The following is a 12371-nucleotide window of genomic DNA, read 5'->3' on the forward strand; positions in this document are numbered from 1 at the left end:
ACCGATTGAACCTGCACGATGTTGCTTTGCTCCCAACGGATCCAATGGATCACGAAGTTTCCGGTTCCCGTCGTGAGAGCGTGTCCGCCCATCTAAGCTGCGCGCCGTGACAGATGCGACGGGAAGCCTGGTGGCGCAGCGCTACCGGCTCGTTCAGGTGATCGGTGCCGGCGGCATGGGCCGGGTGTGGCTCGGCCGGGACGAGGTCATCGGCCGTGAGGTGGCCATCAAGGAGCTGTTGCTCCCGGCCGGTCTCGACGCGCAGCAACGGGCGGTGCTGTGCCAGCGCGCCATGCGCGAGGCACAGCTCGCCGGCCAGCTCAACCACCCCGGCATCGTCACCGTGCACGACGTCGTCGAGTACAACGGCACCCCGATGATCGTGATGGAATTCGTCCGCGGCGGATCGCTGTCCGACGCCATCAAGACCCAGGGCGCGCTGCCACCCGACCAGGTCGCCTACGTCGCCACGTCGATGCTCAGCGCGTTGCGGGTCGCCCACCAGGCCGGGATCGTGCACCGCGATCTCAAGCCCGCCAACGTGTTGCTGTCCGGCGACCGGGTCGTGATCACCGACTTCGGCATCGCGCGGCTCACCGGCGACGTGCCGCTGACGACCGACGGCTCGATCGTCGGCACGCCCGCGTACATGGCGCCGGAGCAGGGCACCGGCGCGCCGATCACCCCGGCGACGGACCTGTGGTCGCTCGGCGCCACCCTGTACGCCGCGGTCGAGGGCAGGCCGCCGTACCAGGGCCAGGACTTCATGACGACCCTGTCGATGCTGCTCACCCAGGAACCGCCGCCCCCGCAACGAGCCGGGCACCTCTCGTCGTTGCTGGGCGGGCTGCTGCGCAAGAACCCCGCCGAACGCGCCACCGTCGACCAGGCTCTCGCGATGCTCGCCGGTGCCCCGGTCGTGCTGCCGGTCGTGGCCCGGAAGTCCGGTGTCAGCAGGCGCACCGCGCTCTTCGCGGGTATCGGCGCCGTGGCGGCCGTCGGTGGCGGCGCCGCGTGGTGGATCACCTCTCGCGGGAGCGACGGCGACGGGGCACTGCTGCCGTCCACCAACGACAACAAGGTGGCCTCCGACAAGGAGGGCGGCTCCGAGCAGTCCACGACCTCGGCCAAGGCCGATCCGGGCGCGCCCGAGGAGTTCGCCGACCACGTCCAGCTCGTCGACCACAAGGACGCGATCGCGTCCATCGCCTGGAGCCCGGACGGCAAGATCCTCGCGAGCGCCGAGGACGGCCTCGGCGACGGCGGCGACCTCGTCCGCATCTGGGACACCACCACGAACAAGGTCATCGGCACCGTCCAGCTGCCCGCCGGGCCCGGCGGCGCCGCGGCCACCGCGGTCGCGATCAGCCCGGACGGCAAGATCCTCGCGGCGGGCGGCAACCGCACCGGCGACTTCACCACGTACCTGTGGAACCTCGCCGACCGCTCGATGATCGGCGGTCTCGACGAGAGCCGCTCGATCATGAAGACGCTGCGCTTCCACCCCGACGGCAAGACCCTGGTGGGCGTCACCCACACCGGCCGCATGCTGGTCTGGGACGTCGCCACGCGCAAGGTCAGGATCGGCCTGACCGAGGCGCGCGGCAGCAGCGAGCTGTCGTTCACCCCGGACGGCAAGCTGCTCGCGTACGCGGGCAGCAAGTACCAGGAGATCAGGATCGTCGACCCGGCCACGGGCAAGCTGGTCAAGACCATCAACGACTCCACCGGCGACGGCGGCTCGTTCTCGCCCGACGGCAAGACCCTCGCGGTCGTGGACGGCGACGGCACGAACAGCATGCAGCTCTGGGACGTCACGTCCGGCCAGAGCAAGGCGGTCTTCCCGCGCGCGGACGACGACCTCACGCTGTCGAGCGCGCTGTTCCACCCGGACGGCGACACGGTCGCGGCCTGGGGGCAGGGCAACTTCGTGCAGCTGTGGGACGTGGAGACGAAGAAGATCCGCGCCACCGTGATCGGGGCGGCCGGGCAGATCCAGGCGGTGGCGTTCTCGCCGGACGGCAAGCGGATCGCGGCGGGTGGCGACGACAAGATCGTGCGGATCTGGAAGCTGGCGGACTAGGCACTGTCCGCCTCCGGCTCGCTCACCCGCGCCTGCCACCGGACAGACCAGCAGGACAGGGCCTGAACGTCTTCCAGCGTGTCCGTGAACGCCTCGACGGCGTTGCCGAGGCCCCACTCGCGTCCACCGCGGTCGGTGAACGTAGCGTGACCCGGCCGTCACAAACCGCGTGAACGCTGGAAACGCGCGTTTCGTAGCGTCGGACTCCATGACCCTTGACCAGGTTGCGGAGCGCGCGGAGGCTCCGGCGGCGTCCAAGGAGACGCTGGAGGACTACACGCTGCGGTTCGCCCCGCGCACGTACCGGCGCTGGACGCCGGCCGTCGTCGGGGCGTCCGCGCTCGGCGGGATCGCCTACATGGCGGACTTCTCGATCGGCGCGGGCATCGCTCTCACCCACGGCACCGGGAACGCGTTGCTGGCCATCGCGTTCGCGGCCGTCGTCATCTTCGTGACCGGTTTCCCGCTGGCCTACTACGCGGCCCGGTACAACATCGACCTCGACCTGATCACGCGTGGATCGGGCTTCGGCTACTACGGTTCGGTGCTCACGAGCGTCATCTTCGCGAGCTTCACGTTCATCTTCTTCGCGCTCGAAGGCTCGATCATGGCGCAGGGCCTGCGGTACGCGCTGGGCCTGCCGTTGTGGCTCGGGTACCTGGCGTCGACGCTGGTGATCATCCCGCTGGTGATCTACGGGATGAAGGTGCTCGCGAAGCTCCAGAGCTGGACGAACCCCCTGTGGTTGCTGCTGATGGTGGCGCCGCTGCTGTACCTGGTGATCGCGGACCCGTCGTCGGTCAGCCGGTGGCTGTCGTACGGTGACCAGGGGGTGAACCTGGCGGCGGTGATGCTCGGCGCTGGCGTGTGCCTGTCGCTGATGGCGCAGATCGGCGAGCAGATCGACTACCTGCGGTTCATGCCGCCGCGCACGGCCGAGAACCGCCGGGCCTGGTGGACGTCGATGGTGATGGCGGGGCCCGGCTGGGTGGTCTTCGGCGCGCTGAAGCAGGCGATCGGCGCGTTCCTCGCGATCTACGTGCTCGACGCGGTCGGCAAGGTGGCCGCGGTGGAGCCGATCGAGCAGTTCACCGGGGTGTTCAAGCAGTTCATGCCCGTGTGGCTGGTGGTGCCGCTGGCACTGGTGCTCGTGGTGCTGAGCCAGGTGAAGATCAACGTCACCAACGCCTACTCGGGGTCGCTGGCGTGGACGAACTCGTTCACCCGCGTCACGAAGCACTACCCGGGACGGCTGGTGTTCGTGCTGGTCAACCTCGCGATCGCGCTCATCTTGATGGAAGCCGACATGTTCAGCTTCCTCAACAACCTGCTGAGCTTCTACTCGAACTGCGCGATGGCGTGGGTCGTCACGGTCGCGGCGGACATCGCGATCAACAAGTACCTGCTCAAGCTCTCGCCCAAGCAGCCGGAGTTCCGCCGGGGCATGCTGTTCGCGGTCAACCCGGTCGGCGTCGGGTCGTTCCTCGCGTCGTCGATCCTGTCCATCTCCGTCTACTTCGGACTGTTCGGCGCGGGCATCCAGCCGTACTCGCCGCTGGTCGCCGTCGGGATCCCGATCGTGCTCACGCCGCTGCTCGCGGTCGTCACGCGCGGCCGGTTCTACCTGCGGCGCACCGACGACGGCATCGCGGAACCGCTGCTGGACCCCGACGGCAACCCGAGCGGCACGCGGTACGACTGCGTGGTGTGCGAGGAGTCGTACGAGCGGCCGGACATGACGGCGAGCGCGCAGGGTGGCGAGATCTGCTCGTTGTGCCTGAGCACCGACCGTGACGGGCGCCACGTGCTCCCCGCTTCCTGACCGGCGTGGCTCCCCGGGCGAGGTCCGTCCTGATCGAGCAAACTGCACGTCATGCAGGAATGGGCCTTGCTCGCGGTCGCGGCCGTGCTGATCATCGTGGCGGTGTCGTACTTCGCGCCGAAGCTCGGCGTCGCGGCACCGGTGTTGCTCGTGCTGGTCGGCATGGCGTGCAGCCAGCTCCCCGGAGCGCCGCACCTCGACGTGGAACCCGAGTGGATCCTGGTGATCGTGCTGCCACCGATCCTCTACTCGGCGGCGGTGAACGTGCCGGTCGTGGACTTCCGGCGGGACTTCTCCACGATCGGCTCGCTGTCGGTGCTGCTCGTCGTGGTGTCGGCGTTCGGGACGGGCCTGCTGATCTGGTGGCTGGTCCCGGACATCGGCTTCGCGGCCGCGCTCGCGCTGGGCGCGGTGATCAGCCCGCCGGACGCGGTCGCGGCCACCTCGATCGGCAAGCGGCTCGGCCTGCCACCGCGGCTCGTGACCATCCTGGAGGGTGAGGGGCTGGTCAACGACGCTACGGCGTTGGTGCTGCTGCGCACCGCTGTCCTCGCGATCACGGCCAGCGTCACGTTCGGCGACGCGCTGGGCGACTTCGCCTACGCCGTCACGGTGGGCGTGGCGATCGGGTTCGCGGTCGGCCTGGTGTCGGTGTGGGTGCGGTCGAAGATCCAGGGCCAGCCCGTGCTGACCACCGCGATCTCGTTCGTGGTGCCGTTCCTCGCGTTCATCCCGGCCGAGGAGGCGCACGCGTCGGGCGTGATCGCGGTCGTCATCGCGGGTTTGGTGACCGGCCACCTGAGCGCACGCCGGTTCACCGCGCACGACCGCATCTCCGAACGCACCAACTGGCGCACGATCCAGCTGCTGCTGGAGAACGGCGTGTTCCTGTTGATGGGCTTCGAACTCACCGCCGTCATCGGTGCCGTGGCGGACGAGGGCGTGGTGCGCACGTTGCTGATCGGCGCACTGGCCACGGTCGCGCTGGTCCTGCTGCGCGGGGTGTTCGTCATCCCGCTGATCGCCATGCTGCGCCGCCAGCAACGCCGCGCGGACGCGTTCACCGGTAAGCTCGACTCCTTTTTGGACCGATTCCTCGAACGCGGCCCGCGCCCGGGCGAGGAGAAGCGCTACGACCGAGGAGTCCGTGCCCTGCAACGCAAACAGGCCGACGTGGCGTTCTACGCGAGCGAGGGCCTGAGCTGGCGCGGCGGTGCCGTCCTCGCCTGGTCGGGCATGCGCGGCGTCGTCACGCTGGCCGCCGCCCAGACCCTGCCCACCGACCTGCCGCACCGCGAAGAGCTGATCCTCATCGCGTTCACCGTCGCGATCCTGACCCTGGTCGTGCAGGGCGGCTCGCTGCCGCTGGTCATCAAGTGGCTCGGCATCCGCGGCAACGACGAGGAACACGGCCGTCGCGAATACGCCCGTCTGGCCAACGAGCTCGTCGTCGCCACCCAGGACCTGCTGGCCAGCCCCACTTTGTGCCGCGAGAACGGCGACCCGTTCACCGACGACGTGCTGGAGCGGACCCGCGAGCGCACCGTGTTCATGAGCGAGAACATCGAGAAGATGCTGGTCGAACCGGAGCCGGACAGCGAGGTGCACCAGATCCGGGAGTTGCAGCGGCTGATGCTGGACGCGCAGCAGAACGCGTTGCTGGACGCGCGGGCGGGCGGCACCTACAGCTCGCACACGCTGGAGAAGGCGCAGAACTTCGTGGACAGCTTCTCGGTGCGGTTCACCTGAGTCAGAACGGGTCGCCGCTCACCCTCGCCCGCACGCCCACGGTGCTGCGCGGCGACGCCCCGAGCGTCAGCCTCGACACGATCTTGTACCGGTCGCCCCGGTAGATCGAGTGCACGTACTCCACCTGCCGCCCCTCGGCGTCCGTGGTGAGCCGCTCGAACAGCAGGGCCGGTGCCAGCACGGGAACCGCGAGCAGCGAAGCCTCGGACTCGTTCACCACGGTGGGCTCGATCGACTGCACCGCCTCGGAAACGTGCACGCCGTGCTCGCGCAGCCGTTCGTAGAAGTCGCCGGACTCCATGTCGTGCAACGTCAACGCGGGCGCGACGGCAGCCGGCACGTGCAGGTACTCCAACGCCATCGGCTCGCCGTCGACCAGGCGCAGCCGGGCGATGTAGTGGATCTCGGCGGCGGGGGAGAGGTGCAGCCGCCGGCCGACCCGTGCCCCGGCCGGGATGCGGGCGTGTTCCAGGACGCGCGACGACCAGGTGCCGCCCGCCTGGGGCAGCGACATCGCGCCGGTGTCCGACACCATCTCCTGGGTGATCTTGGCGCGGGCCACGAAGGTGCCCCTGCCGTGCTGGCGCACCAGCAGGCCGGTGTTGACCAGTTCCTCCACCGCGGAGCGGACGGTGGGGCGGGAGACCGAGAGCTGCTGGCACAGCACGCGTTCCGCCGGGATGGGGGCGCCCGCGGGGTGGGTCTCGATGAGTTCGAGCAGGTAGTCGCGGACGCGCTCGCGCTTCAGGATCGCCTCGGCCATGCCTCTCCGCTTCGTCGGCGGCCAGTATGGCATACCACTGGTAAGTAACCAGTCCGTTGAAGATCGAGAGCGCTCTCATGCGTCCGAGCTGGGTATTGACCTGAGAAGTGGTCTATGCCACTTTCTACCTCACCCGTCGAGACCTGACCAATTGGTCACATCCCAGCGAGAGGTGAGTCGTGTCGCGCTCCGCTGCCTTACTGGTTCTTGCACTCGCCTTGTCCGCCTGCGGCACGGAGGCCGGAGGGGGTGAGAAGCAGGAGATCACCGTGTGGCTCATGAAGGACACGGCCACCGAGGAGTTCGTGCAGAAGTTCGAGGGCGAGTTCGAGAAGGACCACGCGGACCTCGACCTGAAGATCCAGATCCAGGAGTGGAACGGCATCACGCAGAAGGTGACCAGTGCGCTGGCCAGCACTGATCCGCCCGACGTGATCGAGGTCGGCAACACCCAGGTCGCGCAGTACGTGGCCAGCAAGGGCGTCACGGACCTGTCCGGCAAGAAGTCCGAGCTGCAGGGCGACGACTGGATCCCCGGCCTCGCCGACCCCGGCGCGGTGGACGGCAAGCAGTTCGGCGTGCCGTTCTACGCGGCCAACCGGGTCGTGCTCTACCGGACCGACCTCTTCGAGGCCGCGCAGGTCAAGCCGCCCAGGACGCGGCAGGAGTGGCTCGAGGCCACCGCCAAGCTCGACCAGGGCGAGCAGCAGGGGATCTACCTGCCCGGCCAGAACTGGTACACGCTGTCCGGGTTCGTCTGGGACGAGGGCGGCGACCTCGCCGAGCAGGACGGCGGCAGCTGGAAGGGCTCGCTCAACACGCCCGAGGCGTTGGCGGGCATGGACTTCTACAAACAGCTCCAGGCGCTCGGCGACGGCCCGAAGGACGCCGACGAGTCCAAGCCGCAGCAGACGGACGTGGTCGCGGGCGGCAAGGTCGCGCAGTTCATCGCGGTGCCCGGCGCGGCGAAGCTCGTCACCAAGGCCAACCCGGCGCTCGAAGGCAAGATCGGCTTCTTCCCGATCCCCGGCAAGACCGCCGACAAGCCCGGCGCGGTGTTCACCGGCGGTTCCGACCTGATCATCCCGCTGGCGTCGAGCAGGCAGGACGGCGCGTACGAGGTCGTCAAGGCGCTGGCCGGCGAGAAGTGGCAGGTCGAGCTCGCGAAGGCGATGAACTACGTGCCGAACCGCAAGTCGCTGGCCGGCTCGGTCGGCGGTGATCCGGGCACGGCGGCGATGGCGCAGGGCGCCGCGAACGGGTTCGCCACGCCGAACTCGCCGAACTGGGCGGCCGTCGAGGCCCGCAACCCGATCAAGGAGTTCCAGACGGCGGTGTTGACCGGCGCCGACCCGAAGACGGCCGCGGCGAAGGCCGACGAAGTGATCACCCAAGCGCTCAACTCCGGCAAATGACGCTCCTCGCCGAGCGGCCGGTGCGGGAGACCGCACCGGCCCCGCCGCCGAGGCGCAGGCGTCCGGTCCTGCCGTACCTGCTGATCGCGCCCACCCTCCTGACCACCGCGTACCTGCTGTTCTACCCGCTGGTGCGCAACGTGATCATCTCGCTGCAGGAGTTCGGGCTGCCGCAGCTCGTCCGGGGCGACGCGGAGTTCGTCGGCCTGGCGAACTACGCGAAGGTGCTGCAGGACCCCGAGTTCTGGAGCGTGGTCAAGCGGACGCTGTGGTTCACCGCGATCAACGTCGTGCTCATCATGGTGCTGTCCACCCTGGTCGCGCTGCTGCTGGTGCGGCTCGGGAAGTGGTTGCGGTTCCTGGTGATGGGCGGCCTGGTGCTGACGTGGGCGACGCCGATCATCGCGGCCACCACGGTGTTCCAGTGGCTCTTCCAGTCGCGGCTCGGCATCGTGAACTGGGCGCTGGTCGCGCTGGGCTTCGAGGAGTACCGCGGCTACACCTGGTTCGCCGACGGCGACGCGACGTTCGGCATCCTCGTCACGCTGATCGTCTGGCAGTCGGTGCCGTTCGCCGCGCTGTCGCTGTACGCGGCGATGATCACCGTCCCGCAGGAGCTGTACGAGTCGGCGCGCATCGACGGCGCCGGCGCGTGGCGGGTGTTCACCACCATCACGTTCCCGATGCTGCGGGCCATGTTCGGGCTGATCACGTGCCTGGAGGTGATCTGGGTCGTCAAGGCGTTCGTGCAGATCTGGGTGATCAGCCAGGGCGGTCCCGGGCAGGCCACGACGACGTTGCCCGTCTACGCCTTCCAGGTCGCGCAGTCGTTGCAGCGCTACGACCTCGGCGCCGCGGTCTCGATGCTGATGGTCGTGTTGCTGGTGCTCGCACTGCTGGCGTACTTCCGCCAGCTCTACCGGCAGGAGCGGGAAGCATGATGCTCGGGAGGATCTCCCGCACGACGGCGGCGCTGGTGGTGTTCGTGCTCTCCGTCTTCCCCGTCTACTGGATGGTGCTGACGGCGTTCAAGCCCACCAAGGACATCCAGAGCGAGACGCCGACGTTCCTGCCGATCCCGCTCACGTTCGACCACTTCGGTACGGCCATCGCCGCGCAGGGGTTCTTCTCGTTCTGGCGCAACAGCCTGCTGGTCGCGGGAGGGGCGGTGCTGCTGGCCCTCGGTGTCGCACTGCTCGCCGCGTTCGCGATCGCCCGGCTGCGGTGGAAGGGCCGCAGGGCGTTCGTGCTGATGGTGTTCATCGCGCAGATGACGCCCTGGGAGGCGTTGCTGATCCCGATCTACGTGATCGCGCGCGACACCGGGATGCTCGACACGCTCTGGATCCTCACGCTGGTCTACTTCATGATGACGCTGCCGTTCACGATCGTGACGCTGCGCGGGTTCCTCGCCGCCATCCCGGTCGACCTGGAGGAGGCGGCGCAGGTCGACGGCTGCACGCGCGGGCAGGCGTTCCGCAAGGTCGTGTTCCCGCTGCTCGCACCGGGACTGCTCGCGACCTCGCTGTTCGGGTTCATCACGGCCTGGAACGAGTTCGCCTTCGCCAACGTGCTGATCATCAAGAACCAGGACGACCGCACGCTGCCGGTGTGGCTGTCGTCGTTCAACAACACCTTCGGCACCGACTGGGGCGCCACGATGGCCGCCTCCACGCTGTTCATGCTGCCGGTGCTGCTGATCTTCGTCGTGTTGCAGGGCCGGGTCACCACCGGCATCGTCGGAGGGGCGGTGAAGGGGTGATCGTGCCACTCCCGACCAGGATGGTCCGTCGCAGCAGGGGTTTCACGCTCGACTGCGGCACGAGCGTCCGGGCCACGCCCGGCGCCGAACCGGCCGCGCGGCTGCTGCGCACGCTGCTCAGACCGGCCACCGGCCTGGCGCTGCCGCTCGCGGACCACGGCCAGATCGTCATGGCGCTCGACGCCAAGCTCGTCGGGCTCGGCGAGGAGGGTTACGCGCTCACCGTCAACGAGCACGGCGTGCTGCTCAGGGCCGCCACCCGCAACGGCCTGGCGCACGGCGTCCAGTCCATCCGCCAGCTCCTGCCGGCGCAGGCACTGCGCTCGAGCCGGGTGTCCGAAGTGGAGTGGACGTTGCCCGGCGTCGACATCCGGGACGTGCCGAGGCTGCCGTGGCGCGGGTTCATGCTCGACACGGCACGGCACTTCCAGCCGGTGCACGTGGTGCGCCGGCTCATCGACCTGATGGCCCTGCACAAGCTCAACGTCCTGCACCTGCACCTCACCGACGACCAGGGCTGGCGGATGCCGGTCCCGGCCCACCCGCTGCTCACGTCGATCGGCGGCTGGCGCACCGAGACCAACGGCGACGGCGTCCCGCACGGCGGCACCTACACCCGTGCCGAACTGGAAGGACTCGTCGCGCACGCCGCCGAGCGCGGCATCCGGATCATGCCGGAGATCGAGATGCCAGGACACGCCCGCGCGGCGCTGGCCGCGTACCCCGCTCTCGGCATCGCCCCCGAGCCGTTGCCCGTCTGGACCCGGTGGGGCATCAGCGACGCCGCGTTCGGGATGCACGCCCTCGGCTTCGTTCGCGAGGTGCTGGCCGAGGTGCTGGACGTGTTCCCCGGCGAGCACGTCCACCTCGGCGGCGACGAGTGCCTGCTGCCCGAGACCGTCCACGCGCAGTTCCTCAAGCAGGCGAGCAAGTACGTGCTCGACCACGGCCGCACCCCGGCGGCGTGGGAACCGACCAGCGACGTGAGGTCCGTCCTCATGCCGTGGAAGGACGAAACCCAGGCCACCAAAGCACTCGAACGCGGCCAGCCGGTCGTGATGGCCCCGCACACCTCCACCTACCTCGACTACCCGCAGACCGAAGGCGCGCACGAACCACCCGGCCAGCCCGGGTTCGTCGTCACCACCCGCGACGTCTACGACGTGCCGCTGCCCGACGGCGTGCTCGGCGCCCAGTGCCAGCTGTGGACCGAGCACGTCCGCTCCAGGGACCACCTGGAGTACCTGGCTTTTCCCCGACTTGCCGCGCTGGCCGACACCCTCTGGTCCCAGCGCCCCGAGTGGGAGGGCTTCACCACCCGGATGCGCCTCCACTCGTCCAGGCTCGCCGCCCTGTCCGTCCCTGCCGAAATGAGGAGAGAACGTTGCGAGCACTCTTAGCCGCGTCCTGCGCGGCGCTGGCGGTGGCCGCACTGGCCGTCGCACCGAACGCGTTCGCCGCCGACGCGATCACCGCCCAGTACCGGACCAGCGCGTCCGGTGCGACGACCGACCAGGCGGAACCCTGGTTCAAGCTGGTCAACTCGGGCAGCACGAGCGTGCCGCTGTCCGAGGTGAAGATCCGCTACTACTTCAAGGCCGACACCCCGGACGTCGGCTACCGGTTCGCCTGCTCGTGGGCCGTGCGCGGCTGCGGCAACGTCACCGGCCAGTTCGGCACCCTCACCGGTGGCCCCGCCGACCGCTACCTGGAGGTCGGCTTCACCTCCGGCGCCGGCACCCTGAACGCCGGCGCCGACTCGGGCGACCTGCAACTCCGCTTCTACCGCACCAACTGGGGCCCGATCACCCAGACCGACGACTACTCGTTCCGCGCTGACAGCAACTACTCGGCGTCGAACAAGGTGACCGTCCACCGCGGCAGCACGCTGCTGTGGGGCACCCCGCCAGGCGGCAGCCCACCCACCACCACGACGACCAGCTCCACGCCGCCGAACCCCAACGGCCCCAAGCTGTTCGACGACTTCGCCTACACCAGCTCGAGCGACTCGCGCATCAGCCAGCGCGGCTGGACGGTGCGTTCGGGCGCGGGTGGCCCCGGCGTCCCCGGCGCGGAGTGGGACGCCTCGCGCGTCACGTTCCCGACCGTCGACGGCCAGAAGGTCATGCGCCTCGACTCGTGGAACAACGGCTCCGCCGCCAAGCAGACCGAGATGTTCCACCAGCGCAAGTTCTTCGAGGGCACCTACGCCTCGCGGGTGAAGTTCAGCGACGCCCCGGTCTTCGGCCCCGACGGTGACCACGTCGTGCAGACGTTCTTCACCATCACCCCGCTCGACGCGCCGATGGCCCCGGACTACGGGGAGATCGACTTCGAGTACCTGCCCAACGGCGGCTGGGGCGAGCAGGGCAACATCATGTACGAGACCACTTGGGAGACCTACCAGAACGAGCCGTGGGTGGCCGACAACATCCACAACTCCCAGCGCCAGAGCTACAACGGCTGGCACGACCTGGTCTTCCAGGTGGCGAACGGCCGGGTGAAGTACTACATCGACGGCAACCTGGTCGCCGACCACGGCGACAAGTACTACCCGGAGACGCCGATGTCGATCAACTTCAACCTCTGGTTCATCTCGGGCGGCCTGCAGGGCAGCAGCGCCGAACGCGCCTACCAGCAGGAGGTCGACTACGTGTACTTCGCCAAGGACCAGGTGCTGAGCCCGGCCCAGGTGAAGACGGCGGTGCAGGACTACCGCAACGCGGGCGTCACGCACACCGACAACGTCTGACCGCGCACGGGCGCCCCGGAACTCC

General features: G+C 69.0%; 9 protein-coding genes. 8 read left to right on the forward strand and 1 reads right to left on the reverse strand.

The features are described 5' to 3' along the window. Positions 1 to 106 precede the first annotated feature (106 nt). The 3 genes from QSK25_RS05310 to QSK25_RS05320 all read left to right on the forward strand — a co-directional run bounded on the left by QSK25_RS05310 (position 107) and on the right by QSK25_RS05320 (position 5654). Positions 107 to 2083: a WD40 repeat domain-containing serine/threonine protein kinase gene (locus tag QSK25_RS05310; protein WP_285633780.1), complete on the forward strand. Its 1977-nt coding sequence runs from the start codon at positions 107 to 109 to the stop codon at positions 2081 to 2083. A 208-nt stretch (positions 2084 to 2291) separates the two neighbouring features. Further along, complete coding sequence (locus QSK25_RS05315) at positions 2292 to 3905, forward strand: purine-cytosine permease family protein (protein WP_285633783.1); 1614 nt, start codon at positions 2292 to 2294, stop codon at positions 3903 to 3905. Between the two features lie 51 nt (positions 3906 to 3956). Continuing rightward, complete coding sequence (locus QSK25_RS05320; protein ID WP_285633786.1) at positions 3957 to 5654, forward strand: cation:proton antiporter; 1698 nt, start codon at positions 3957 to 3959, stop codon at positions 5652 to 5654. Between the two features lies 1 nt (position 5655). Here QSK25_RS05320 and QSK25_RS05325 read toward each other — a convergent pair whose 3' ends face one another. After that, complete coding sequence (locus QSK25_RS05325) at positions 5656 to 6417, reverse strand: GntR family transcriptional regulator (protein WP_285633789.1); 762 nt, start codon at positions 6415 to 6417, stop codon at positions 5656 to 5658. A 278-nt stretch (positions 6418 to 6695) separates the two neighbouring features. Here QSK25_RS05325 and QSK25_RS05330 point away from each other — a divergent pair, with 278 nt between their 5' ends. Genes QSK25_RS05330 through QSK25_RS05350 form a run of 5 tightly spaced genes read left to right on the forward strand, consistent with a single transcriptional unit; the run spans position 6696 to position 12346 of the window. Then, on the forward strand, positions 6696 to 7832 hold the full coding sequence (locus QSK25_RS05330; protein ID WP_285633792.1) for an extracellular solute-binding protein: 1137 nt from the start codon (positions 6696 to 6698) through the stop codon (positions 7830 to 7832). Then, the gene (locus QSK25_RS05335; RefSeq protein WP_285633795.1) at positions 7829 to 8773 is read left to right on the forward strand and encodes a carbohydrate ABC transporter permease; all 945 of its coding nucleotides are present in this window, start codon (positions 7829 to 7831) and stop codon (positions 8771 to 8773) included. The genes QSK25_RS05330 and QSK25_RS05335 overlap by 4 nt, the downstream gene beginning before the upstream one ends. Then, positions 8770 to 9594, forward strand: a complete 825-nt coding sequence (locus QSK25_RS05340) for a carbohydrate ABC transporter permease (RefSeq protein ID WP_285633798.1) — start codon at positions 8770 to 8772, stop codon at positions 9592 to 9594. Before QSK25_RS05335 ends, QSK25_RS05340 begins: the two co-directional genes overlap by 4 nt. Further along, positions 9591 to 10994, forward strand: coding sequence for a beta-N-acetylhexosaminidase (locus QSK25_RS05345; RefSeq protein WP_285633801.1), 1404 nt, complete (start codon positions 9591 to 9593; stop codon positions 10992 to 10994). Before QSK25_RS05340 ends, QSK25_RS05345 begins: the two co-directional genes overlap by 4 nt. Next, complete coding sequence (locus tag QSK25_RS05350; RefSeq protein WP_285633804.1) at positions 10979 to 12346, forward strand: cellulose binding domain-containing protein; 1368 nt, start codon at positions 10979 to 10981, stop codon at positions 12344 to 12346. Before QSK25_RS05345 ends, QSK25_RS05350 begins: the two co-directional genes overlap by 16 nt. Positions 12347 to 12371: the final 25 nt, after the last annotated feature.

The sequence above is a fragment of the Lentzea sp. NBRC 102530 genome, from assembly GCF_030269365.1.
GTDB lineage: Bacteria > Actinomycetota > Actinomycetes > Mycobacteriales > Pseudonocardiaceae > Lentzea.

Coding starts and splice junctions, on each gene's coding strand:
- QSK25_RS05340 (WP_285633798.1), top strand. CDS start 8,770: ATGATGCTCGGGAGGATCTCCCGCACGACGGCGGCGCTGGTGGTGTTC.
- QSK25_RS05315 (WP_285633783.1), top strand. CDS start 2,292: ATGACCCTTGACCAGGTTGCGGAGCGCGCGGAGGCTCCGGCGGCGTCC.
- QSK25_RS05325 (WP_285633789.1), bottom strand. CDS start 6,417: ATGGCCGAGGCGATCCTGAAGCGCGAGCGCGTCCGCGACTACCTGCTC.
- QSK25_RS05330 (WP_285633792.1), top strand. CDS start 6,696: ATGAAGGACACGGCCACCGAGGAGTTCGTGCAGAAGTTCGAGGGCGAG.
- QSK25_RS05335 (WP_285633795.1), top strand. CDS start 7,829: ATGACGCTCCTCGCCGAGCGGCCGGTGCGGGAGACCGCACCGGCCCCG.
- QSK25_RS05320 (WP_285633786.1), top strand. CDS start 3,957: ATGCAGGAATGGGCCTTGCTCGCGGTCGCGGCCGTGCTGATCATCGTG.